Below are 23,499 nucleotides of genomic sequence, written 5' to 3'. Positions count from 1 at the left end.
GGCAGCCCTGCCATGCCCCCAATCCACGATTTGACGCACTGCGCAAGAATGCGTTAATGTACTAACGCGCTATTACATTGATGCATGGAAACGACCCCGTGAAAGCCCGCCCCGAGATTGCCGCCAAAGACCCGAAGGCCGACCTGCAGGCCCTGGCCAAGGCCTTTGCCGCGCTGCGCGAGCCAGAACAGGTCGAGGCCTTCCTGCGCGACCTGTGCACGCCGGCCGAGCTGGAAGCCATGGCCGACCGCTGGAAGGTGGTGCCCCTACTGCAGCAGGGCGTGCCGTACCGCGAGATCCACGAGCGCACCGGCGTCAGCGTGACCACCACCGGACGGGTGGCGCGCACGCTCGAACATGGGCATCGAGGCTATGCCGCCGCCATTGACCGCCTTGCTTCGCGCTGATCCGCGCCCCGTTCCGACCTTCGAGACCTCCCCCATGAGTGCAACCCAGGCAGCGCCGGCACGAGACCGGTTGCGTATCGCCATCCAGAAGAGTGGCCGGCTGGCCGAACCCGCCCGCAACCTGCTCAGCGCCTGCGGCCTGAGCTGGCGCGAGAGCCGTGACAAGCTGTTCTGCTACGGCGAATCGCTGCCGGTGGACCTGCTGCTGGTGCGCGACGACGACATCCCCGGCCTGATCGCCGACGGCGTCTGCGACCTCGGCATCGTCGGTCGCAACGAGCTGGACGAACAGGCCGCGGCACGCCGCCAGATCGGCCTGCCCGACGCCTACCAGGCGCTGCGCGGGCTGGGCTTTGGCCAGTGCCGGCTGATGCTGGCGGTGCCCGAGGAATGGCAGTGGCAGGGTCCGGCGCAGCTGGCCGGTACCCGCATCGCCACCAGCTATCCGGCCATCCTCACGCAGTGGCTGGCCGAGCAGGGCGTGGACGCACAGGTGGTCGAGCTGTCCGGTTCGGTGGAAATCGCTCCGCGCCTGGGCACCGCCGACCTGATCTGCGATCTGGTGTCCAGCGGCGCCACGCTGCGCGCCAACCAGTTGACCCCGGTGCACAACCTGCTCGACAGCGAAGCGGTGCTGGCCGGTGCGGTGCGCGAGCCGGACGATGCGCGCGCCTCGCTGCGCGCGATGCTGCTGCGCCGCCTCGATGGCGTGGTGCAGCGCCAGGACCGCAAGCTGCTGATGTTCCGCGCCAGCGAGGATCGCGTCGATGCGCTGGCACAGCTGCTGGCTGATGCCGAACCATTGGTGCGGCTGCCGGCCGATGGCGGCGCGCTGCGCCTGCAGACCATGTGCCCGGGCCCGTTGAGCTGGCAGCGCATGGAAGAACTCGAGCGCGCCGGTGCGCAGGGCCTGATGGTGTTGAGCGTGGAGCGGTCGCTGGCATGAACCGTCTGATCTGGTCCCGACTTGATGAGCCCGCCCGCAGCGCGGCATTGACCCGCCCGGTGCAGACCGTGGCGCAGCAGACCCGCGATGCCGTGGCCGCGCTGATCGCGCAGGTGCGCGCACAGGGCGACGATGCGCTGCGTGCGATCACCGCGCGCTTCGACGGTGTCGAGCTGGCCTCGTTTGAAGTTTCCGAAGCCGAATTCACCGCTGCTGAAGCCGCCGTGCCCGCCGAACTGCGCCAGGCGATGGTGGACGCCGCCGAGCGCATCGCGCGCTTCCACGCCGCCGGCATGGGTAAAGGCTATGCAGTTGAAACCGCGCCGGGCGTGGTCTGTGAACGCATGCTGCGGCCGATCGGCCGCGTCGGCCTGTATGTGCCGGCGGGCAGCGCGCCGCTGCCGTCCACGGCACTGATGCTGGGCGTGCCGGCACAGCTGGCCGGGTGCCCGCAGGTGGTGCTGTGCACGCCGCCGCGTGCCGATGGCAGCGCCGATCCGGCGGTGCTGGTAGCCGCCCGCCTGACCGGCGTGCAGCGCGTGTTCAAGCTCGGCGGCGCGCAGGCGATCGCCGCGATGGCCTATGGCACCGCCACCATCCCGGCCTGCGACAAGCTGTTCGGGCCGGGTAACAGCTTCGTCACCGAAGCCAAGCAGCAGGTCGCGCAGGGCGGCGCCGCCGCCATCGACATGCCGGCGGGCCCGTCGGAAGTGCTGGTGATTGCCGATGCCGGCGCCACCCCAGCGTTCGTCGCTGCCGATCTGTTGTCGCAGGCCGAGCACGGCCCGGATTCGCAGGTGCTGCTGCTGACCGACGACGCGGCGATGCTGGCCGCGGTTGAGGCGGAAGTAGAGCGCCAGGTGGCATTGCTGCCGCGGCAGCAGATCGCGCGCCAGGCATTGTCGGCGTCGCGGCTGATCCAGGTCGAGACGTTGGACGAGGCCTTTGCGATCAGCAACCGCTATGCGCCCGAGCACCTGATCCTGGCCCTGCGCGAACCGCGCGACTGGCTGGGCCAGGTGCAGGCCGCCGGCTCGGTGTTCCTCGGCGACTACACCCCGGAAGCACTGGGCGACTACTGCAGTGGTACCAACCACGTGCTGCCTACCGCCGGTGCCGCGCGTGCCTACAGTGGTGTCAGCGTGGCCAGCTTCCAGAACCTGATCAGCGTGCAGAGTGCCAGCGCCGACGGCCTGGCAGCGATTGGTGGCTGCGCGCGCATCATCGCCCGTGCCGAAGGACTGGATGCGCATGAGCGTGCGGTGGCGCTGCGCATGGAGGTGGCGGCATGAGCGCCATTGACGATGTGCTGGCGCTGGTGCGCCCGGATCTGCAGGCCTTCGCCGGCTACAGCTCGGCGCGCAGCGCGGCGGTGCAGGGTGAGGTCTGGTTGAACGCCAACGAATCGGCCTGGGCCAATCCGGCCGATGCCGCAGGCAGCAGCCGGCGCTATCCGGAACCGCAGCCGTTGGCGCTGCGTGAGGGCCTGGCAGCGCTGTACGGCGTGACGCCGCAGCAGCTGCTGGTCGGCCGTGGCAGTGACGAAGCCATCGATCTGCTGGTGCGCGCCCTGTGCGTGCCGGGTCGCGATGGCGTGCTGGTGACCTCGCCGGTGTTCGGCATGTATGCCGTCTGCGCGCGGCTGCAGGGTGCGCCGCTGATCGACGTGCCGCTGGTCGATGGCGAGGACGGCCTGCGCGCCGATCTCGATGCGGTCATCCGCACGGCACGGGAGCAGAGCGCCAGGCTGGTCTTCCTGTGTGCGCCCTCCAACCCGGCTGGCAGCGATATGAGCCTGGACGAGATCGAGCGCGTGGCGACTGCACTCCGTGGGCAAGCGCTGGTGGTCGTGGACGAGGCCTACGTCGAGTACGCGCAGCGTGTATCTGCGACTACGCTGTTGGCCGCGCATGCCAACCTGGCGGTGCTGCGCACGTTGTCCAAGGCGCATGCACTGGCTGCGGCGCGCGTCGGAGCCCTCATTGCCGCACCGGATCTGATCGCCGTGCTGCGCCGTTGCCAGGCGCCGTACCCGGTGCCGACCCCATGTGCGGAACTGGCCGTGCAGGCCCTGCAACCGGCTGCTCTGGCGCGCACCGCCGAGCGCGTGGCCACGGTCATCGGTGAGCGTAAGCGCCTGTTTGCCGCCTTGCCAGGTCTACCCGGCGTGCGCCGCGTTTACCGCTCGGCCGGCAACTACCTGCTGGTCCGCTTCGCCGACGCGCAGGCCGCATTCGACACATTGCTGGAAGCCGGGGTGGTGGTGCGTGACCAGCGCGCCGCGCCGCAGCTGGGCGACGCGCTGCGCATCAGCATCGGCAGCCCCGAAGACAATGACCGCGTGCTTGCGGCCCTGTCGGCGCGGAGGGCCGCGGCATGACCCCGATCCTGTTCATCGACCGCGACGGCACCCTCATCGAGGAGCCGGCCGACTTCCAGATCGACGCCTACGAGAAGCTGCGCTTCGTGCCGCAGGTGATTCCGGCGCTGCTGAAGCTGCGCGACGCCGGCTACCAGTTCGTGATCGTCACCAACCAGGATGGCCTGGGCAGCGAGAGCTATCCGCGTGCCAGCTTCGAGGGTCCCAACGACCTGATGCTGCAGATCTTCGAAAGCCAGGGCATCACCTTCCGTGACGTCCTGATCGACTGCAGCTGGCCGCAGGACAATGCGCCGACCCGCAAGCCGGGCATCGGCCTGATGACGGCTTACCTGCAGGACCGCAGCATCGATTGGGCGCGTTCGGGCATGGTCGGCGATCGCATCACCGACCTGCAGTTCGCCGACAACCTGAACATCCGTGGCTTCCAGCTGCGCACCGAACAATTTGGTGGTGAGTGGGACTGGCCGGGCATCGCCCACGCCCTGGCCGACGCACCGCGTACCGCAGTGGTCCAGCGCAATACGAAAGAAACGAGGATCCGCGTTGAGCTGGACCTGGATCGAGTCGGCGATGCGCGCATCTCCACGGGCCTGCCGTTCTTCGACCACATGCTCGAACAGATCGGAAAGCACGGTGGCTTCGCGCTGGACATCCAGGCCGAGGGCGACCTGCACATCGACGAGCACCACACCATCGAAGACACGGGTCTTGCCCTGGGGCAGGCGCTGCGCGAAGCACTGGGCGACAAACGCGGCATTGGCCGCTACGGCTTCACTCTGCCGATGGATGAAACGCTGGCCAGCGCCGCGCTGGATTTCAGCGGACGCCCGTACTTCGTGTTCGAGGGCGAATTCAAGCGCGAGCGGGTGGGCGACATGCCAACCGAGCTGGTACCGCATTTCTTCCGCTCGCTGTGCGATGCCAGTGGCCTGAACCTCAACCTGCAGGTGCGCGGCGACAACGATCACCACAAAGTGGAGGCCTGCTTCAAGGCCCTGGCGCGCGCGTTGCGCCCGGCACTGGCCCGCCAGGGTACGGCGTTGCCGAGCACCAAGGGGGCGTTGTGAGCGACGTCGCGCTGATCGATGCCGGCGGCGCCAACCTGGGCTCGGTGCGCTATGCGCTCGAGCGCCTGGGGGCGACGGTACGGCTGGTGCGTGATGCGGACGGCCTGGTCGGCGCGCAGCGGGTGATTCTGCCGGGCGTGGGTGCCGCAGGCCCGGGCATGCAGCGCCTGCATGCGCAGGGGCTGGTGGAGCCGTTGCAGCGACTGGAGGTGCCGCTGATGGGCATCTGCCTGGGCATGCAGCTGCTGTTCGAGCGTTCCGAGGAAGCGGGCGTGGAGACACTGGGGCTGATTCCCGGGGTAGTGCGCAAGCTGGTGCCAGCCTGCGGCATCCGCGTGCCGCACATGGGCTGGAACCGCCTGCTGCCGCTGCGCGAATCGCTGCTGCTGCAGGGCGTACCGGAGCGCGCCAGCGCCTACTTCGTGCACAGCTATGCCGCGCCACTCAACACCCACACCGTCGCCGCCTGCGACCACGGGGGCCTGTTCACGGCCGTGGTGGAGCAGGGGCGCTATTACGGCGCGCAGTTCCATCCCGAGCGCTCGGGCGAAACCGGTTCACTGATGCTGCGCAACTTCCTCGAGGGCACTGCTGCATGAGCTTCATCGTCTACCCAGCGCTGGACATCCGTGATGGCCGCGTGGTGCGGCTGCGCCAGGGCGACTACGCGCAGGAGACCTCGTATGGCGATGATCCATTGCCGCGCGCGCAGGCCTTCGCCGCGCAGGGCGCGCAGTGGATGCACCTGGTTGACCTGGATGCGGCGCGTGCCGGTGGCTACACCCTGGCAGCGTTGCTGGCGGCGATCCGCGCGCAGACGACGCTGCAGGTGCAGACCGGCGGTGGCGTGCGTGGCCGCGACGACGTGGCACGCATTCTTGATGCCGGCGCCGGTCGCGTGGTGGTCGGTTCGCTGGCGGTGCGCCGCCCCGATGAGGTGGTCGGATGGCTCGATGAGTTCGGCGCCGAACGCATCACCATTGCGCTGGACGCGCGGCAGGATGCACAGGGCCAGTGGCAGCTGCCGGTGCACGGCTGGACCGAGAACGCGGGGGTGACCCTGGATGACCTGGCCCTGCGCTACGCGCGTGCCGGCATGCGCCACCTGCTGTGCACCGATATCGCCCGCGACGGCATGCTGGCCGGGCCGAACATCGGTCTGTACGCGCACCTCTCGGCGCTATTGCCGGGCGTGGCCGTGCAGGCGTCAGGCGGCATCCGTGACGTAGCCGATGTCGGCGAGGCGCGTGATGCCGGCTGCGGCGGCGCCATCCTCGGCAAGGCCTTGCTGGAGCAGCGCATGAACCTGGCGGAGGCGCTGGCATGTTGAGCCGCCGCATCATTCCCTGCCTGGATGTGCGCGATGGGCGCGTGGTCAAGGGCGTGCGCTTCCGCGACCACGTCGACATGGGCGACATCGCCGAGCTGGCGCAGCGCTACCGCGACCAGGGCGCCGACGAGCTGGTGTTCTATGACATCGGCGCCAGTCCCGAGGCGCGTTCGGTGGACGTGGCCTGGATCGAGCGCATCGCGCGCCTGATCGACATCCCGTTCTGCGTGGCCGGTGGCATCGACAGCGTGGAAACCGCGCGCCTCGTGCTGTTTGCCGGCGCCGACAAGGTGTCGATCAACTCGCCGGCGCTGGGCCGACCGCAGCTGATCACCGAGCTGGCGGACGAGTTCGGCGTGCAGTGCGTAGTGGTTGGTGTCGACTCGGTACGCGAAGCTGACGGCCAGTGGCGGGTGCGCCGTTTCAGCGGCGACCCGGACAAGACCCAGGCGGTGCCGGTGCGCACCCTGGACTGGATCGTGGAGGCGCAGCAGCGAGGGGCCGGCGAAATCGTGCTGAACTGCATGGACAGCGATGGCGTGCGCCGTGGCTACGATATCGCGCAGCTGCAGCAGGCACGGGCCCTGTGCCAGGTGCCGCTGATCGCCTCCGGGGGTGCCGGTGCGATGGAGCATTTCGCCGAGGCCTTCGACCAGGCCGACGTCGACGGCGCTTTGGCTGCCAGTGTGTTCCACAGCGGCGCCATCGCCATTCCGGAATTGAAGCGCTACCTGCGCGGACAGCAGATCGAGGTGCGGGATGTCTATTGAAGTAAGGCCGTCAACGGACGCCTTGCAGGCGCTGGACTGGCGCAAGGGCGAGGGCCTGCTGCCGGCGGTGGTGCAGGATGCCGATACCCTGCAGGTACTGATGCTGGGCTATGTGAGCGCCGAATCGCTGGCGGCCACGCTGGCGATCGGTCACATGACCTTTTTCAGCCGCAGCAAGCAGCGCTTGTGGACCAAGGGCGAGCAGTCCGGCAACGTGCTGGTGGTGCAGTCGATCCGTGTCGACTGCGACGCCGATACGCTGCTGGTGATGGCACGTCCGGCGGGACCGACCTGCCATACCGGTGCCGAAAGCTGTTTCGACCAGGCGCCGAAGGACTTCCTGGGCGGGCTGGGCCAGCTGGTGGCGATGCGCGAGGCGCAGCGCCCGCCGGGCAGCTACACGACCAGCCTGTTCGAGGGCGGCATCCGCCGTATCGCACAGAAGGTGGGCGAGGAGGGCGTGGAAACCGCACTGGCGGCGGTGGCGCAGGATGATGAGGCGTTGTTGGGCGAGGCCTCGGATCTGCTGTATCACCTGCTGGTACTGCTGCGCGCGCGCGGGCTGTCGCTGGACGATGCGCGGGCGGTGCTGGAAAAGCGCCATCGTTGAGGAAGGCGTGCGGACCAACGGTCCGCACCCACCTCTGCAATGCAGCCGAGCATGGCTCGGCTCTACAATAGGGGGTCTTCTTCTTTCCCGGACCGTCCCATGAAACTGCCTGCCGCCTGGCTGTGCTGCCTGTTGCTGACTTCGCCGGCCTGGGCCGCGGATACCGTGGTCAGCGGCAAGGTCTATCTGGAGCGCGACGGCAAGCCGGGCCGGGGCGCGACCGATCCGGGCCTGGCCGGGGTGCAGGTCTCCAACGGCGAGACCATCGTCAAGACCGCCGCCGACGGCAGCTACAGCCTGCCGGTGCGCGATGGCCAGACCGTGTTCGTGATCAAGCCCGATGCCTACGCCTTCCCGAAGGCGGCCGACGGCCTGCCGTCGTTCTGGCGGCACTATCGCCCGAACGGTTCGCCGGCGCTGAAGTACGGCGGCATCGCCGCCACCAGTGACGTCACCCGCAACTGGGATTTCGCCCTGCAGGCGGACCGCCATGACAGCCGCCGTGGCTTCCAGATGCTGGTGTTCACCGATTCGCAGACTGCCAGCCTGAAGGACATCGGCTACTACCAGCAGTCGATCGTGGCGCCGCTGGTCGGCCAGACCAAGGCGCGCATGGGCACCACGCTGGGCGACATCGTCAACGACGACCTGGCCCTGTACCCGGCGATCAACAAGGTCACCACGTCGCTGGGCGTGCCGTGGTTCCATGTGCCGGGCAACCACGATCTCGACTTCGATGCGGCCAGCGACGCGCATTCGCTGGACAGCTGGCGCAACGTCTATGGCCCGGACACCTATGCGGTGGAAGAGGGCGGCGCCAGTTTCGTGTTCCTCGACGACGTGGTGTATGACCCCAAGGCCAAGCCGAAGTACGTCGGCGGCCTGCGCGAAGACCAGTTCACGTTCCTTGCCAGCTACCTGAAGGGCCTGCACAAGGACCGCCTACTGGTGCTGGGCATGCACATCCCGCTATTCGACGCTGCGCCGGGGCGCGAGACGTTCCGTCACGCCGACCGCCAGCGCCTGTTCGACCTGCTCAAGGACTTCCGCAACGTGCTGGTGCTGAGCGGCCACAGCCACACCCAGCAACACGTCTACCACGGCAGGGCCGAGGGCTGGAACGGCGACAAGCCGCTGCACGAATACAACGTCGGTGCCAATTGCGGTGCGTTCTGGTCGGGGGTGAAGAATGCCGCCGGGGTACCGGACAGCACCATGAGCGATGGCACGCCGAAGGGCTACGCGCTGCTCGACGTCGCTGGCAACGGCAGCTATCGCCTGCAGTACCGCGTGGCCGGCAAGCCGGCCAGCGAGCAGATCGGCCTGCATGCACCGAAGGTATTGCGGCAGGGCGCCTACCCGGCGTGGGGCATCTACGCCAACGTCTACATGGGCGAGGATGCCAGCGTGGTCGAGTACCGCGTCGATGGTGGCGCCTGGCAGCCGATGAAACAGGTCAGCCAGCCCGATCCGCGGCTGATGGTGGAGAACGTTGCCGACGACCTGGCCGTCACGCTGCGTGGCTATGACCGCTCGCCGGAGGCCACCGCGTCGCCGCACCTGTGGCGTGGCGCGCTGCCGACCGACCTGGCCGTGGGCAGCCACAAGGTCGAGGTGCGTTCCACCCAGCCCGACGGTGCGGTGTTCACCGCCACCACCAGCTACAGCCTGCAGACTGCCCAGCCCTGACCCGCGGCAGTGCCGCTCCAGCGAAAGGAACCCGCATGGATATCCGTTTCATGGCCGGCACTACGCCGGTCACCCTCAGCCGCCATTGGTTCACCGGCGCGATGCTGCTGCAGAGCGCCACGGAGAAGGTCTGGGTGCAGCATCCGTGGCACCCGGGCACGCATTTCTCGTTCTCGCTGGTACAGTCGTGGCTGCGCCACATCGCCGGCCATGAAGTGCTGGTCGAACGTACCCGGCCGCTGCTGTTCGCCGGTTTCCGCCCGCAGCGCCTGCGCGTGCTGGTGGATGGTGTGCAGGTGGCCGAGCAGGAAGGCATGTAGGCCAACCTGAACCGTCGGCGCGCTAGGCAAAGCCGCCCCGATGCCTGAGAATCGGGGCGATTCAATCGATCCAAGCAGGCCCGCGTGACCATCGCAGCAGCGTCCCCGGTTTCCACCGACTCCGCCCGCGGCGGTCTTCCGCGCAGCCTGGTTGTCGCCGATGTCGGCGGCACCTTTGCCCGTCTGGCACTGGCAGAGACGCTGGCCGGGCAGCCGCCGCGCCTGGGCAGCCATCGCACCTATGCCTGCGCCGAGTATCCAAGCCTGGCTGCGATCCTGGCTGATTTCACTTCGGGCGTTGGCCAGCCGGTGAAGACCGCAGTGGTGGCCATTGCCGGCCTGCTCGATGGCGATGTGCTGATCAACTCCAACCTGCCGTGGACGGTGTCGCTGTCGGCCACCCGCGTGCAGTCCGGGCTGCACGAACTGCAGTTGATCAATGATTTCGAAGCCGTGGCGCTGGCCATTCCCTACCTGCAGCCGGAAACCCTGGTGCCGCTGAACGGCGACGCCGATCCGGCGCAGGCGTTCCCGGCACTGGTACTGGGCGCCGGCACCGGACTCGGTGCCGCGCTGCGCTTTGCCGATGGCGAACGCCCGGTGCTGGCCAGCGAGATCGGCCATGCCGCGCTCGGCGCGGGCAACGCGCTGGAGCTGCAGGTGCTGGGCAAACTGCTGCAGCGCTGGCCGCACGTGGACAACGAACGCGTGTTGTCCGGCAGTGGCCTGATGAACCTGTATCCGTGCCTGTGCGAACTGCGCGGCGCCACTCCGGTGTGGACCAGCACCGAGGCGCTGATCGGCGCCGCCCGCAGTGGCGAGGATGCGTTGGCGGTGGAGACCCTGCAGGTGTTCTGTGCCTGGTTGGGCAGCCTGGCCGGCGACGCGGCGATCGCCGTCGGCGCGCGCTCGGTGTACCTGGCCGGTGGCATTTCCGCGCATGTGCAGGATTTCCTGGCCGATGGCCGCTTCCGCGCGCGCTTCCTCAACAAGGGCGTGCTGAGCGAGGTGCTGCGCCAGGTGCCGGTATGGCGCGTGGAGCACGGCCAGCTGGGCGTGCTCGGTGCAGCGGTCTGGCACGCCGCACGGCAGCCCACGCACGACTGATCGGCAGGGCCGGCATCGGGCTGGTCGTGCATTGCAGACTGGGAGGGGAATATGGTGGATCGCAGGCAGTTCCTGCAGGCCGGTGCGCTGGCCGCAGGCATGGCGGCATTGCCGGGCGTGCAGGCGCGTACGCAGGGTGGGGCCAAGGTGGTTTCCACCTGGGACTTCGGCGTGCCGGCCAACCAGGCCGCATGGAAAGTGCTGGCCCAGGGGGGCAGCGCGCTGGATGCCGTTGAGGCGGGCGCACGCTGGGCCGAGAGCGAGCTGTGCAACCCCACCGTCGGCCATTGCGGCAATCCGGATCGCGACGGCGTGCTGAGCCTGGACGCCAGCATCATGGACGGTGATGGCCGCTGCGGTGCGGTGGCCGCGCTGGTGGACATCCTGCATCCGGTGTCGGTGGCGCGCAAAGTGATGGAGAACAGCCCGCACGTGCTGCTGGTGGGCGACGGCGCGCAGCAGTTCGCGGTGCAGCAGGGTTTCGAGCGCAGACATCTGCTGACGCCGCAGGCCGAAGCCGCCTGGCGCGAATGGCTGAAGACCGAGAAGTACCAGCCACAGATCAATGCCGAGCGGCGGGGCATCCCCGGCAACAGCGATAACCACGACACCATCGGCATGCTCGCGCTGGATGCCAAGGGCCACCTGGCCGGTGCCTGCACCACCAGTGGCATGGCCTGGAAGCTGCACGGCCGGGTCGGCGACAGCCCGATCATCGGTGCCGGCCTGTACGTCGACAACGAGGTCGGCGCCGCCACCGCGTCGGGCGTGGGCGAGGAAATGATCCGCAACGCCGCTTCTTTCCTGGTGGTCGAGCTGATGCGGCAGGGGCGCTCGCCGGCGCAGGCCTGCCGCGAAGCCATCGACCGCGTGGTGCGCAGGCGCCCCGAAGCGAGCAGAACGCTGCAGGTCTGCTTCCTGGCGATGAACAAGCAGGGCGAGGTGGGTGCCTATGCACTGCACCGCGGCTTCGTCTACGCGGTGTGCGATGCGCAGCGCCAGGATGACCTGCGCGATTCGCCATCGATCTACACGAGTACCCAGGCATGAGCACGCGGCTGAGCCTGGAGATCGCCAGCAACTCGCTGGCTTCGGCGTTGGCCGCCCAGGCCGGCGGCGCAGACCGCATCGAGCTGTTCGACAACCTGGCCGAGGGCGGCACCACGCCGTCGTTCGCCAGCATCGCGATTGCCCGCGAACGCCTGTCGATTCCATTGTTCGTGCTGGTGCGGCCACGCCCGGGCGACTTCCATTACGACGCGCTGGAAACCGAACTGATGCTGCGTGACATCGCGCAGTGCCGTGCGCTCGGCTGCGATGGTGTGGTGATCGGTGCGCTGGACGTGCAGGGTGGCATCGATCTGGCGCTGTGCCGTGAACTGGTGCAGGCTGCCGGGCCGTTGCAGGTGACCTTCCACCGTGCCTTCGACGCCGCCCGTGATCTGCCGGCGGCGCTGGAACAGGTGATCGGGCTGGGCTGCCAGCGGGTGCTGACCTCAGGTGGCCAGGTCAGCGCCGAAGCCGGTGCCGAGGTGCTGGCGGGCCTGGTCACGCAGGCCGCTGGCCGTATCACGGTGATGGCCGGCGCGGGGCTGGCCCCGGGCAACATCGCGGGCGTCGCGCGACGCAGCGGCTGTACCGAACTGCATGCTTCAGCCAAGGGCCTGCGACGCTCGGCCATGCAGTTCCATAATCCGGCGCTGCGCGGCCTGGACCCGGACTGGAGCCAGACCGCCACCGCGACCGTGGCGGCACTACGGCAAGCGCTGGACGGCTGATCGCAAGCCCCGGGGTCGGATCCCTTCGCAGCAGGGCTCTGACCCCACCCGGATACGCACGCGTTGCCGAAAAGTGACGCCATTGACGCGTGCGGATGGCCAGGCCGTCCGCCAAACAGCGGAATGCAGGGGCATCCGTACTTTGGGATGGACGATCTGCTCGGGAGTGCCGACAGTGGGCCCAACTCCTGGTGGCAACGATTCTCCTTCTGCATGCCTCGACTGCTCTTGCTGGTTCTGTGTTTGCTGCCCGCCGCCGCAACAGCTGCGGAAGAGGGGCAGTCACCCGTATTGATCTGGAGGGCGGCCGGTCCCGAGGGAAGCCGCATCGACGCTGTCCAGGGCGGGGTGACGCTGACTCCCGCTGCGAAAGGTGCGTTCGTCGACACGCGCATACATTCGATTGGAAACCGGCGCTTTCGAGCGGTTTACCAGGTATTCGATTCAAACGCCGACAACCCGATGGGCCCTTGTGGCGCGGGGCGCGAGATCCAACTCTTCGTCTACGAATTGATCCCGCCCACGCCTGTCGAGCGGGGCAGGATACTGATCAGTAGTTGCCTTGAGGCGTTGTCTCTGGATAGCCAGAATTCAGGGCGACCCGGCAGTGAGTCCGACTTTTCCTCCGTGGTCTGGCAGAACAACGGGTTCACCATCACGTGGTGGGCTGGCGGGCCCGACGGAAAGGCCTCAAGCCGCTATGTGCTTCGCAATGGCCGTATTGTCCCGGCTCAATCGGGCGAGGGAAGCCGCTGAGGGCGGACAAAACCGTTCCGCGCGCGGTTGTCGCGATCGTGTCATCGATCCGTGGGCCGTTCTCTCAGCATTGTCTGACAACTATTTGATTGTCATGGCCAACGGCGGCCGGTAGTGGCAATCCGCGGCCTGTTGCTGCGTCGCCGCATGCCGGATGTGGTTCAGCTGTGCTTTAGTTTGGATCGATCCACAGGGGAGGGTGCCGTGCCGCATCGGTCCTGGACCGATCCAGGCGCCCGGATCAGCCGTAGTGCCGCGCCACCACCCGTCCGTGCGTCCACACCTTCGAAGAGCAACCACCCATGGCTCAGTCCGTCCGCAAGCGCCGTCACCTGCTGTCCCAGGCTCTGGTCCTGGCCCTGTTGCCCCTGGCGGCCAGCGCGCAGGAAAGTTCCAGTTCGTCCACCAAGGATCTCGATGCGGTCACCGTTACCGGCTCGCGCATCAAGCGCGCCAGCGTCGAAGGCCCGGCACCGGTCAACGTGATCACCGCCGCGCAGATCCAGAAGGAGGGCTTTGTCAGCGTGTACGACGCGCTGAAGACCCTCACCGAAGCAACCGGTACCGTCGAAGCGGCGTCGCAGTGGGGCTCGCATACGCCCAATGCCAGCGGCCTGAACCTGCGCGGGATGGGCCCGAACCGCTCGCTGCTGCTGGTCAACGGCCGTCGCGTGGCCGACTACCCGCTGCCCTATGGCGGTGAAACCAACTTCTCCAACTACGGCAACATCCCGGCTGCGGCGGTAGAGCGCATCGAGGTGCTGACGGGCGGTGCCTCGGCCATCTATGGCTCGGACGCGATCGCCGGCGTGGTCAACGTCATCCTGAAAACCAACTATGACGGCGACGAAGTACGCGTGCGCGGCGGTACTTCCACTGAAGGCGGCCGCGATACCTGGGACCTGTCCTGGGCCGGCGGCAAGACCGGCGACACCTGGAGCGTGACCTACGCGCTGCAGTACACCAAGCGCGATCCGTTGTTCGGCCGCGATCGCCCGCAGATGGACGATGCCGACGACGCGCCGTATCCCTCCTGGAACATGGAACAGCGCAAGGTCGGCTTCCGACCCACCGCCGGCCTGGCGCTGATCGATCCCACCACCGGCCAGCGCCTGGCGCCGCCGGCAGGCACCTGCGAGAAGTTCAACGGCGAGTACTACACCGCCGATCGCCTGGTCTACAACTACGCCGCCAACACCATCACCAACACCGGCCGCCTGTGCGGTATGAGCGCCGACTACGCCAACTGGCTGCTCACGGGCGGCGCCGAGAATGTATCCGGCAATTTGTATGCCACCTTCGATTTCAGCAATGACCTGCAGGCCTGGACCAACCTGGCGGTGTATCGCTCCGAGGCGATCTGGGGCACCAATCCGCCCGGCGTGTCGCTGATCGACGATGACAACGGCTACTACTGGGATGCCAACCGCAATCGCCCGATCCTCGGCGTGCGCCAGTTCACCCCGAACGAAGTGGGTGGCCTGGATACGCTGCGCAATACCAACCGCGAACTGTCCTGGGACTGGAGCGCCGGCCTGCGTGGGCGCCTCGCCGACCGCTTCGACTGGAGTGCGACGGTGGGGCGCTCGTACTACCGCGTGGAAGAACGGCAGAACGTGGTGGACAAGCAGAAGTCCTACGACTACTTCCTCGGCCCACGTCTGGGCACCACCGCCGGGGGTGAAGCGATCTATGCGTTGAACGAATCGCGCTGGTGGAATCCGCTGACGCCGGATCAGTACTGGCAGATGGGGACCGTGGCGAAGAATCGCGCCAGCTCGTGGGTCAACCAGGCCTCGGCGGACATCACCGGTGAACTGGTCCAGGGCTGGGCCGGCCCGATTTCGTTCGCCGCCGTGGCCGAAGTGGCGCAGCAGGGGTACCACCTCAGTCCTGATCCACGCGCCGGCATCGACTTCGACCTGCAGAACGTCGACCGCGGTGGCGGCGAGCGCACGCGCTACTCGGCCGGCATCGAGTTCAAGATCCCGCTGCTGGACAGCGTGATCGCCACCGCGGCGGCGCGCTATGACCGCTATGGCAGCTACAAGGCCGACGACAGCGCCGAGTCCCTGAACATCGGCAGCCAGAAGGAAACCACCTGGAACGTCGGGCTGGAATGGCGCCCGGTCGAATCGCTGCTGGTGCGAGGCTCGTATGCCACCAGTTTCCACGCGCCGGACATGCACTACCTGCTGGGCCAGCCGAGCAGTTCCGAAGTGCAGACCTATGACCGCCTGCGCTGCATCCAGAGCGGTGCTTACCTGGTCAACAACTGCGGCGTGGGCAACACCGACGTCTGGTACACGTTCGATGTGAACCGGCGCGGCACGCCGCTGCTGCGCTCGGAAACCGGTGATTCGTGGACGGTCGGCTTCGTCTGGGACGTGATGCCGAACCTGTCGGTCAGCGCCGACTACTGGGCGATCAAGCTGGAAGACATGATCGTCGACGTCGGTGCCGACGAAGTGCTGGCCAGTGAGGCCGGCTGCCTGACCGGCAAGAACATGGACGGCACGCCGTGGGCCAATCCGGCCGGCGGCGAGTACTGCGCGGGCATCCTGGCGCGCGTGAACCGTGACAGCAACGGACGCCTGGTGTCGATCGAGCGTGGCCCGTTCAACCTGGCCAGCCGCGAGGTACGCGGCATCGACCTGACCGCGCGCTACCGCCTGGAGACCGCGCAGTGGGGCAGCTTCCAGCTGGGCGTGAACTACACCAACCAGATCTCGACCAAGGAACAGCGCTACGCCGCCGACCCGAACCCGGAACGCCGCGACCGCGACCTGCGCAGCAAGCTGCGCGCAAGCCTGGCCTGGCAGCGTGGCAACTGGAACGCCAATGTCTATGCCGACCGCATCGGTTCGGTGCCGGGCGTGCGCTACCACTGGGGTACCGACCGCCTGGACAACCCCGGCGGCTGCCTGCCGTTCGCCGATGGTTACGTGCCCAGTGACAGCCCGTCGCTGAACTGCCTGGAGCCGGCGACGCGACCGGACGGTTCGCCCAATCCGAACCCGAACGCAGGCCAGCAGACCTCGCGCTACTACGGCCGGGTCGGGCCGTTCATTACCTGGAACTTCAACGTGGGCTATCAGGTGACCGAACGCGCCAAGGTCAATGTCTACGTCAACAACGCGTTCAACTCGGCCAGCTGGAACCACAAGGACCCGTACAAGCTGGACTACGACTTCGCCCCGACCCGCCTGCTCGGCGCGGTCGGCCGCGAGTTCGCACTGGAGTATGTGTTCACCTTCTGACGAGACCCACCTCCGGCGGTAGATCCACGCCATGCGTGGATATGGACACCTGGATGCCCATTCAGGAAATGCGGACAGGCTGGATTTGACCTTCCCACGATGGCAAGGTTTAGCCTGTCCGCATCCAGAAGGAATCCATGGGAATCCGATCATGAGTACACCCCGCGCCACCGCAGCCCCCGCCAGCCTGCCCACCATCAGCCTGCCCATCGAGGGCATGACCTGCGCCAGCTGCGTGGGCCGGGTCGAAGCGGCGCTGTCCAAGGTCGAGGGCGTGGGCAGCGTCTCGGTCAACCTGGCCACCGAACGTGCGGATATCCGTGCGTCCGGTCTGGTCGATCGCGCAGCGCTGATCCAGGCGGTGGAGCGGGCGGGCTACGACGTACCCGCTGCGACCCTTGAGCTGGCGGTGGAGGGCATGACCTGCGCGTCCTGCGTCGGTCGTGTCGAGCGCGCGCTGCGGGCGGTGCCCGGCGTCAGCGAAGCCAGCGTGAACCTGGCCACCGAGCGCGCCACGGTGCGTGGCGTGGCCGACGTGGGCGCGCTGGTGGCGGCCATCGACAGGGTCGGCTATGCCGCCCATGCCATCGAGGCTGGGGTTCAAGCGGATGACGAAGCGACGGAAAAGAAGGACGCCGAGCGCGCGCAACTGAAGCGCGACCTGATCGTAGCCGCCGCGCTGGCGCTGCCGGTGTTCGTGCTGGAAATGGGCTCGCACCTGATTCCCGGCATGCACGGCTGGGTGATGGCCACCCTCGGCATGCAGGCCAGCTGGTACCTGCAGTTCGTACTGACCCTGCTGGTGCTGGCCATTCCCGGCCGCCGTTTCTACCAGAAGGGTTTCCCGGCACTGCTGCGGCTTGCGCCGGACATGAACTCACTGGTGGCGGTGGGCACCGCTGCCGCATTCGGCTACTCGGTGGTGGCGACCTTCGCGCCGAGGCTGTTGCCGGCGGGCACGGTGAACGTCTACTACGAAGCCGCGGCGGTGATCGTCGCGCTGATCCTGCTCGGCCGCTTCCTTGAGGCGCGCGCCAAGGGCCGCACGTCCGAGGCGATCAAGCGCCTGGTCAACCTGCAGGCCAAGGTCGCGCATGTGATCCGTGACGGTCGCACGATCGAGATCCCGGTCAACGAGCTGCTGAGCGGCGATGTGGTGGAGGTACGTCCGGGCGAGCGCGTGCCGGTCGATGGCGAGGTGGTCGAGGGCCGCAGCTATATCGACGAGTCGATGATCAGCGGCGAGCCGATTCCGGTAGAGAAGCAGCCGGGCAGCAGCGTGGTCGGCGGCACCGTCAACCAGAAGGGGGCGCTGACCGTGCGGGCCACGGCGGTAGGCGCGCAGACCATGCTGGCGCAGATCATCCGCATGGTCGAGCAGGCGCAGGGCTCGAAGCTGCCGATCCAGGCGGTGGTCGACAAGGTCACGCTGTGGTTCGTGCCGGCGGTGATGCTGGCCGCACTGGCGACCTTTGGGGTCTGGTTGATCTTCGGCCCGTCGCCGGCGCTGAGCTTCGCGCTGGTCAATGCCGTAGCGGTACTGATCATCGCCTGCCCCTGTGCGATGGGGCTGGCCACGCCGACATCGATCATGGTCGGTACCGGTCGTGGCGCCGAGATGGGTGTGCTGTTCCGCAAGGGTGAAGCGCTGCAGTTGCTGAAGGATGCGCAGGTGGTTGCGGTGGACAAGACCGGTACGCTGACCGAAGGGCGTCCGCGATTGACCGATCTCGAGATCGCCGACGGTTTCGATCGCAGCACGGTGCTGGCAGCGGTGGCGGCAGTGGAGTCACGCTCGGAGCACCCGATTGCCCGTGCCATTGTTGATGCGGCGACCGGGCAGGGCATTGCGCTGTCGACCCTGCTCGACTTCGAATCGGTCACCGGCATGGGCGTGCGCGCCCGTGTCGATGGCGCCCGGGTCGAGGTCGGTGCTGATCGCTTCATGCGCGATCTTGGCGTGGACATCACCGCGTTCTCGACGCTGGCGGCGGACCTCGGCACGCAGGGCAAGTCGCCGCTGTTTGCCGCTGTCGACGGCCGCCTGGCCGCGATCATCGCGGTATCCGACCCGATCAAGCCGAGCACGCCGGCCGCAATCGCGGCGCTGCACCAGCTGGGCCTGAAGGTGGCGATGATCACCGGCGACAATGCCGGTACCGCGCAGGCCATCGCACGCCAGCTGGGCATTGATGAGGTGGTGGCCGAGGTGCTGCCGGAAGGCAAGGTCGAAGCGGTGCGCCGGCTCAAGGCCACGCATGGGCACGTCGCCTTCGTCGGCGACGGCATCAACGATGCACCGGCGCTGGCCGAGGCCGATGTCGGCCTGGCGATCGGTACCGGCACCGACATCGCGGTGGAGTCGGCCGATGTGGTGCTGATGTCGGGCAACCTGCAGGGCGTGCCGAATGCCATTGCGCTGTCGAAGGCAACGCTGGGCAACATCCGGCAGAACCTGTTCTGGGCCTTCGCCTACAACACCGCGCTGATCCCGGTCGCGGCAGGTGTGCTGTACCCGGTCTGGGGCGTGCTGCTGTCGCCGGTGTTCGCGGCCGGTGCCATGGCCTTGTCCAGCGTGTTCGTGCTGGGCAACGCGCTGCGCCTGCGCCGCTTCCAACCGCCGATGGCGGACGCTCCCGCCGCGAGCCATTGAAAAGGAGAGAGCCGCATGAACATCGGTGAAGCTGCCAAGGCCTCCAGTGTTTCGGCGAAGATGATCCGCTACTACGAGCAGATCGGCCTGATTCCTGCGGCCGATCGTACCGAGTCGGGCTATCGCGCGTACTCGCAGGCGGACATCCACCGCCTGCGTTTCATCCGCCGCGCCCGCGATCTCGGCTTCCAGGTGGCCGAAATCACTGACCTGCTGGGTCTGTGGAACGACACCTCGCGGCACAGCGCCGACGTCAAGCGTCTGGCCGAGCAGCACATTGCCGACCTGGAACAGCGCATCGAAAGCATGCGGCAGATGGCCGACACGCTGAAGTCGCTGATCAGCTGCTGCGCGGGTGACGAGCGCCCGGAGTGCCCGATCCTGCAGCGGCTGGGTGACGGCGATGAGTTGCCGGTGCCGGTCGATGCAGCGAAGACCGGCGCGATGCGGCGGCGCGCGCACAAGCATTGAACCCACACCTCATGCATGAAAAAGCCCGCCGGGTGCAGTTGCACCCGGCGGGCCTGGTGTTGCGGGGCAGGGCGGCAGGTCAGGGAGTACGCGGCGGGAAACCGGCATCGTTCACTGCGGCGAAGACCTGCTCCTGCGATGCGGTGGTCTGCACCTTGACCAGGCCGGTCGGCGGATCGGCGACCACGCTGGCATTCGGATCGATCTGCTGGATGGCGCGGGTCACGCTGCGTGCGCAGCCGCCGCAGGTCATGCCGTCGACATGGAATTCCATCTGTAGCTCCTTCGGTGCTCTTGGGTGTGGAGCCAGTGTGCACCTTCCAACGATGGCAGGGTCAAGCGCTGGGCTGAAGTAAAAACGGCAGCCACCTGTACCAGCGCGGCTGCCGTGGAGGAACGTCCCCGCCGGAGCGGGGTGTGGATTGCGCCGGAGCGGGCCCCGGGCAACCCGGTGTTGGCTTAGAACTTCCAGGTCAGGCCGACGTAGTACTGGCGGCCGGAGTAGGTGTTCGACAGCAGGCGGGCCTTGGTATCGTTGCCCAGATGCACACGCTGCTCGGACTTGGTGACGTTGAGTACCGACGCGGTCAGCGCCAGATCCTCGCGGATGTTGTACGCGGCATTCAGATCCAGCTGGTCGTACGGCTCGGAGTACGAGCTGAAGCCATTGTTGAGGCCACCGACCACCACGCCACGGCGGTTGTACGAGGCACGCGCCAGGAACTTCTCGTTCTCGTAGAACATGGTGAAGTTGGCCTGGTTCTTGGCACTGCCTACCAGCGGTGAAGAACCGATCTGTTCGCCGTTGATCTCCACCGACGCCAGGTTGGTGTCGTTGTAGGTGTAGTTGGCCTGGAAGCCGAGGCCGAAGTCGAGGGTGTACTGGCCGTAGATTTCCACGCCCTGCGACACGCCATCGCGGCCGTTGGCCTGGGTCTCGTACTTCTGCACGGTTACGCTCTGGCCGCCGACGTTCATCTGCTGGTCGCGCACCACCGGCACGGTGAAGTTCTTGACGTCCTTGCGGAACACGCCGATACCGGCCACGGCGCCGGGCTTGAAGTACCACTCCAGGCTCAGGTCGTACTGGGTCGCCTTGAACGGTTCCAGTTCCTTGTTGCTGCCCGAACCATACCAGCCCGGGTTGACGGCGCCGCCAGCAACGCGACGATCATTGCTGTACTCATCCGAGTAGTAGCTCAGGCCGCCCGGATAGGCGATGTTGGTGTAGCTGGGGCGGGCGATGACCTTCGACGCTGCACCGCGCAGCACCAGCGAATCGGTGATGTCCCAGGCGATGTTGAAGCTCGGCAGGAAGTCGGTATAGGTCTTGTCCAGGGATGCCAGCTCGTAGGTCTTCACCCGGGCCATGCTGTCGGGCAGGCGCACGAAGCCGCTTTCGCAACCATAGCCAGCGTTCGAGCCGAGCAGCGCGGCCGCTGAGGGATCGGTGCACGCCAGCGGCGAACCGGCCGCGTTGTCAGCGAAATAGTCGTTGAAGCGCTCGACCGAATCGCTGGAGGCGGCATGCTGCTTGGTCCGTGCGACGCGCACGCCGATGTTGCCGCGCAGGCGCTCGGTGCGGAAGTTCGCCTGGAAGTAGCCCGAGTACACTTTTTCCTGCACGTCGTAGACGAAGTCGTCCTCGGTGCGGTTCTGCACGCCGCCGTAGCGGTTGTTCAGATAATCGATGTAGGCCGGGTAGTTGATGCCCGGGAACACATTGGCATTGAACGCACCGGCGATATTGCCCATCGGCTGCGACAGGAAGAAGCCCGGCTGTGCGATGCCCGCGGTGGAATCACAACCGGCCTGGTAGCGCTTGCTGTAGTCGCTCGGGTCCGCGCCTTGGCAGACCCAGTAGGTGTTGCCAGTGTTGCGATGGACCTTGCCGTCGCTGTACTTGGCCCCGAACTGGATTGAATCCAGCCAACCGGCTTCGAACAGCTTGGTGACATCGGCCTGGAAGTGGTTCTGCTTGACCTCGGTGCGCTTCCACGACGAGTCGGTGGAGCCGGTGTCCACTTCGGCAATGCCGGCCATCAGCTGTTGCTGCAGGTCGGGCGAGAAGTTCACCGACGGCGTGCCGGCCAGGTCCCAGGAGGTGGCGGTGTTGCCTGCCTGCCACTGGCCATCGACCTGGCGGCGCGGTTTGGCCGACATGCGGAAGTTCATCGACGGGCCGCCTTCCGACCAGGTCCGGCCACCGGCAAAGCTGGCCTTCCACAGCGGGCTGATGTCCCAATCGATGGTCAGGTCGGCGGTCTGCGACAGCGCCTTTTCCTTGCTGTAGGTGCCGGTCAGCTGCGGGGTGGGGATGGTGCAGTCATCCGGACCCCAGCCACCCGGTGGCAGACCGGCGGCCTTTGCCTGGTCTTCGCTGCAGATGTAGTTGCGGCCCGGCTGCATCTGGTACTGAGCGCCGGTCACGATGGTGCCACTCGGGTCCATGGTGAAGCCGTTGAGCATGCGGCCACCTTCCCAGTTGCCGTCGCCGGCCACGCGAGCCAGGTTCCATTCCGGAACCTTCAGCATGTTCTGGGTGTAGTCACCCTGCAGCTCGAACCGGAAGTAGTTGGCCGTCATCGTGACATTGTCGAGCGGCTTGAACTGGAACGTCAGCTGCCCGCCGGTACGCTCGCGGCGCTCATCACGCACGGCGAAGTTGACCGAGGTCGGCATGAAGAAGCCGGAGTAATGGCCGCCGTTCTGGTTGTAGATGCCCGAGCGGCCCCAGAACTGCGAGGCGTCCGGCAGCGCGTTGCCATGGACGTCCACGGCCGGATTGCGGGTGCGGCCGGGAGCGTTCCAGACATAGTCATGGATGACGGCGCCGTTGGCGTCCACACGGTCGCTGTACCACTGCCAGTCTTCAGTGCTGACTTCCATGCTGCGGTTGGTGCGGACCTGCTTGGTCGCACCGATCAGCAGGCCGAAACGCTCATCCTCGCTGTGCCAGGAGTACATCGCCGACGCCTGCGGGTCGACACCGCTGCTGGTGTCGGACGAGGTGCCTTCCATCGAGGCAAAACCCGAGTTGGCCTTCATGTCCAGCGGGCGGCGGGTACGCAGGATGACGGTACCACCGATGCCGCCTTCGTCGATGCGTGCTTCCGGGGTCTTGTACAGCTCCGCCGCCGACAGCATGTTCGAGGGCAGCAGGGTGTAGTTGAACGAACGCGATGCTTCGTCGTTGGTTTCCGAGGTGGCGACGTAGTTGCCGTTCAACTGGGTCAGGGTCAGATCCGAGGCGAGGCCACGCACGCTGACGTTCTTACCTTCACCGCCGCTGCGGGTGATGATCACGCCGGGCACGCGCTGTAGTGCGTCGGCGACGTTCTTGTCGGGGAACTTGCCGACGTCCTCGGCGGTGATCACTTCGACCACGGCGTTGGCGTCGCGTTTCTGTTCGAGGCTCTTCTCGATGGCGTAGCGGTAGCCGGTGACCTGGACGCTGTCCAGATTGGTGGCGTCCTGCGAGCCGGTGGAAGCGGCCTGCTGCGCGGCGGCGCCGGCCGGAACGACGGCGGCGGCCAGGGCCAGCGCGATGGCCAGTGACAATGCGTCCTGGCCGTGCGTGCGTGTTGAATGCTTCATTCCCATCTCTCCCTCTCTCCTGGATTGATCCGGTGACGTGGCACGGACAACTTGAATCGATCTAATTTGAAGTGACATTGTCGCTATCGCCATGCAGTGGCAGTAGCACCGTGCGCATGGCCTGGTACGTCCTGTGACTGCTTCCCCAACTCCCGGCCATCGCAATGTCGTCTTGGATCGATCTAAGCGATGGGCGGGCGTTTTTTAGCATGGGTCGCCCGCGGGCGCATGCTGCTGCGCAATATGGTACTGGCGTGGCGAAGGGATGACGGTTTGCTGAAAACAGTGGAAACGTTTTCGTGCGCAGGGGAGGGTGGGTCGGCAGGGCTGCGCCCTGCACCTGCTATGAGCCAGG

Annotated in this window: 20 protein-coding genes; 18 read left to right on the top strand and 2 right to left on the bottom strand. The window is 67.0% G+C overall.

Features of this window, described 5'->3' with window-relative positions; translation table 11 throughout:
• Positions 1-98 precede the first annotated feature (98 nt).
• The 18 genes from QRO93_RS15205 to cueR all read left to right on the top strand — a co-directional run bounded on the left by QRO93_RS15205 (position 99) and on the right by cueR (position 19,547).
• On the top strand, positions 99-407 hold the full coding sequence (locus QRO93_RS15205) for a YerC/YecD family TrpR-related protein (protein WP_180878139.1): 309 nt from the start codon (positions 99-101) through the stop codon (positions 405-407).
• Positions 408-441: 34 nt separating this feature from the next.
• Positions 442-1,353: an ATP phosphoribosyltransferase gene (gene hisG / locus QRO93_RS15200; RefSeq protein WP_053512041.1), complete on the top strand. Its 912-nt coding sequence runs from the start codon at positions 442-444 to the stop codon at positions 1,351-1,353.
• Positions 1,350-2,645, top strand: coding sequence for a histidinol dehydrogenase (gene hisD / locus QRO93_RS15195; protein WP_180878138.1), 1,296 nt, complete (start codon positions 1,350-1,352; stop codon positions 2,643-2,645). The genes hisG and hisD overlap by 4 nt, the downstream gene beginning before the upstream one ends.
• Complete coding sequence (hisC, locus tag QRO93_RS15190; protein ID WP_180878137.1) at positions 2,642-3,733, top strand: histidinol-phosphate transaminase; 1,092 nt, start codon at positions 2,642-2,644, stop codon at positions 3,731-3,733. Before hisD ends, hisC begins: the two co-directional genes overlap by 4 nt.
• Positions 3,730-4,803, top strand: coding sequence for a bifunctional histidinol-phosphatase/imidazoleglycerol-phosphate dehydratase HisB (hisB, locus tag QRO93_RS15185; protein WP_164087080.1), 1,074 nt, complete (start codon positions 3,730-3,732; stop codon positions 4,801-4,803). Before hisC ends, hisB begins: the two co-directional genes overlap by 4 nt.
• Positions 4,800-5,402, top strand: coding sequence for an imidazole glycerol phosphate synthase subunit HisH (gene hisH, locus QRO93_RS15180; protein WP_008268504.1), 603 nt, complete (start codon positions 4,800-4,802; stop codon positions 5,400-5,402). Before hisB ends, hisH begins: the two co-directional genes overlap by 4 nt.
• Positions 5,399-6,133: a 1-(5-phosphoribosyl)-5-[(5-phosphoribosylamino)methylideneamino]imidazole-4-carboxamide isomerase gene (hisA, locus tag QRO93_RS15175; protein WP_164087079.1), complete on the top strand. Its 735-nt coding sequence runs from the start codon at positions 5,399-5,401 to the stop codon at positions 6,131-6,133. Before hisH ends, hisA begins: the two co-directional genes overlap by 4 nt.
• On the top strand, positions 6,127-6,903 hold the full coding sequence (gene hisF / locus QRO93_RS15170) for an imidazole glycerol phosphate synthase subunit HisF (protein ID WP_180878136.1): 777 nt from the start codon (positions 6,127-6,129) through the stop codon (positions 6,901-6,903). Before hisA ends, hisF begins: the two co-directional genes overlap by 7 nt.
• The gene (gene hisIE / locus QRO93_RS15165) at positions 6,893-7,513 is read left to right on the top strand and encodes a bifunctional phosphoribosyl-AMP cyclohydrolase/phosphoribosyl-ATP diphosphatase HisIE (RefSeq protein ID WP_180878135.1); all 621 of its coding nucleotides are present in this window, start codon (positions 6,893-6,895) and stop codon (positions 7,511-7,513) included. Before hisF ends, hisIE begins: the two co-directional genes overlap by 11 nt.
• Positions 7,514-7,612: 99 nt before the next feature.
• Positions 7,613-9,202: a calcineurin-like phosphoesterase family protein gene (locus tag QRO93_RS15160; protein ID WP_180878134.1), complete on the top strand. Its 1,590-nt coding sequence runs from the start codon at positions 7,613-7,615 to the stop codon at positions 9,200-9,202.
• A gap of 35 nt (positions 9,203-9,237) precedes the next feature.
• Positions 9,238-9,522, top strand: a complete 285-nt coding sequence (locus tag QRO93_RS15155; protein ID WP_006436871.1) for a hypothetical protein — start codon at positions 9,238-9,240, stop codon at positions 9,520-9,522.
• Positions 9,523-9,606: 84 nt separating this feature from the next.
• Positions 9,607-10,629: a glucokinase gene (locus tag QRO93_RS15150; protein ID WP_180878133.1), complete on the top strand. Its 1,023-nt coding sequence runs from the start codon at positions 9,607-9,609 to the stop codon at positions 10,627-10,629.
• A 51-nt stretch (positions 10,630-10,680) separates the two neighbouring features.
• Entirely contained in the window at positions 10,681-11,679 is a 999-nt protein-coding gene (locus tag QRO93_RS15145) for a N(4)-(beta-N-acetylglucosaminyl)-L-asparaginase (protein ID WP_180878132.1), read from the top strand.
• Complete coding sequence (locus tag QRO93_RS15140; protein WP_180878131.1) at positions 11,676-12,407, top strand: copper homeostasis protein CutC; 732 nt, start codon at positions 11,676-11,678, stop codon at positions 12,405-12,407. The genes QRO93_RS15145 and QRO93_RS15140 overlap by 4 nt, the downstream gene beginning before the upstream one ends.
• A gap of 147 nt (positions 12,408-12,554) precedes the next feature.
• The gene (locus tag QRO93_RS15135) at positions 12,555-13,163 is read left to right on the top strand and encodes a hypothetical protein (RefSeq protein ID WP_258010831.1); all 609 of its coding nucleotides are present in this window, start codon (positions 12,555-12,557) and stop codon (positions 13,161-13,163) included.
• A gap of 302 nt (positions 13,164-13,465) precedes the next feature.
• Positions 13,466-16,423: a TonB-dependent siderophore receptor gene (locus QRO93_RS15130; RefSeq protein ID WP_180878130.1), complete on the top strand. Its 2,958-nt coding sequence runs from the start codon at positions 13,466-13,468 to the stop codon at positions 16,421-16,423.
• A gap of 151 nt (positions 16,424-16,574) precedes the next feature.
• On the top strand, positions 16,575-19,076 hold the full coding sequence (locus QRO93_RS15125; protein ID WP_180878129.1) for a heavy metal translocating P-type ATPase: 2,502 nt from the start codon (positions 16,575-16,577) through the stop codon (positions 19,074-19,076).
• A gap of 15 nt (positions 19,077-19,091) precedes the next feature.
• A complete protein-coding gene (gene cueR / locus QRO93_RS15120; protein WP_180878128.1) occupies positions 19,092-19,547 on the top strand; it encodes a Cu(I)-responsive transcriptional regulator in 456 nt (151 codons plus the stop codon).
• 79 nt (positions 19,548-19,626) lie between these two features.
• On the opposite strand, the gene QRO93_RS15115 is transcribed toward cueR, so the two are convergent.
• Together QRO93_RS15115 and QRO93_RS15110 are read right to left on the bottom strand one after the other, a co-directional pair.
• Entirely contained in the window at positions 19,627-19,821 is a 195-nt protein-coding gene (locus QRO93_RS15115) for a heavy-metal-associated domain-containing protein (protein WP_053449609.1), read from the bottom strand.
• Between the two features lie 185 nt (positions 19,822-20,006).
• Positions 20,007-23,150 carry a TonB-dependent receptor gene (locus QRO93_RS15110; RefSeq protein ID WP_053449610.1) on the bottom strand — a complete coding sequence of 1,048 codons (3,144 nt, stop codon included), beginning with the start codon at positions 23,148-23,150 and terminating at the stop codon, positions 20,007-20,009.
• Positions 23,151-23,499: the final 349 nt, after the last annotated feature.

Source organism: Stenotrophomonas maltophilia group sp. Smal17 (genome assembly GCF_030237045.1).
Classification (GTDB): Bacteria; Pseudomonadota; Gammaproteobacteria; order Xanthomonadales; family Xanthomonadaceae; genus Stenotrophomonas; species Stenotrophomonas forensis.
The sequence above is the reverse complement of the archived record's forward strand: the minus strand, read 5'-3'. Positions and strand labels throughout refer to the sequence as shown.

Coding starts and splice junctions, on each gene's coding strand:
- hisA (WP_164087079.1), top strand. CDS start 5,399: ATGAGCTTCATCGTCTACCCAGCGCTGGACATCCGTGATGGCCGCGTG.
- QRO93_RS15115 (WP_053449609.1), bottom strand. CDS start 19,821: ATGGAATTCCATGTCGACGGCATGACCTGCGGCGGCTGCGCACGCAGC.
- QRO93_RS15140 (WP_180878131.1), top strand. CDS start 11,676: ATGAGCACGCGGCTGAGCCTGGAGATCGCCAGCAACTCGCTGGCTTCG.
- hisD (WP_180878138.1), top strand. CDS start 1,350: ATGAACCGTCTGATCTGGTCCCGACTTGATGAGCCCGCCCGCAGCGCG.
- cueR (WP_180878128.1), top strand. CDS start 19,092: ATGAACATCGGTGAAGCTGCCAAGGCCTCCAGTGTTTCGGCGAAGATG.
- hisB (WP_164087080.1), top strand. CDS start 3,730: ATGACCCCGATCCTGTTCATCGACCGCGACGGCACCCTCATCGAGGAG.
- QRO93_RS15110 (WP_053449610.1), bottom strand. CDS start 23,150: ATGGGAATGAAGCATTCAACACGCACGCACGGCCAGGACGCATTGTCA.
- hisF (WP_180878136.1), top strand. CDS start 6,127: ATGTTGAGCCGCCGCATCATTCCCTGCCTGGATGTGCGCGATGGGCGC.
- hisC (WP_180878137.1), top strand. CDS start 2,642: ATGAGCGCCATTGACGATGTGCTGGCGCTGGTGCGCCCGGATCTGCAG.
- hisIE (WP_180878135.1), top strand. CDS start 6,893: ATGTCTATTGAAGTAAGGCCGTCAACGGACGCCTTGCAGGCGCTGGAC.
- QRO93_RS15155 (WP_006436871.1), top strand. CDS start 9,238: ATGGATATCCGTTTCATGGCCGGCACTACGCCGGTCACCCTCAGCCGC.
- QRO93_RS15130 (WP_180878130.1), top strand. CDS start 13,466: ATGGCTCAGTCCGTCCGCAAGCGCCGTCACCTGCTGTCCCAGGCTCTG.
- QRO93_RS15135 (WP_258010831.1), top strand. CDS start 12,555: ATGGACGATCTGCTCGGGAGTGCCGACAGTGGGCCCAACTCCTGGTGG.
- QRO93_RS15160 (WP_180878134.1), top strand. CDS start 7,613: ATGAAACTGCCTGCCGCCTGGCTGTGCTGCCTGTTGCTGACTTCGCCG.
- hisG (WP_053512041.1), top strand. CDS start 442: ATGAGTGCAACCCAGGCAGCGCCGGCACGAGACCGGTTGCGTATCGCC.
- QRO93_RS15145 (WP_180878132.1), top strand. CDS start 10,681: ATGGTGGATCGCAGGCAGTTCCTGCAGGCCGGTGCGCTGGCCGCAGGC.
- QRO93_RS15125 (WP_180878129.1), top strand. CDS start 16,575: ATGAGTACACCCCGCGCCACCGCAGCCCCCGCCAGCCTGCCCACCATC.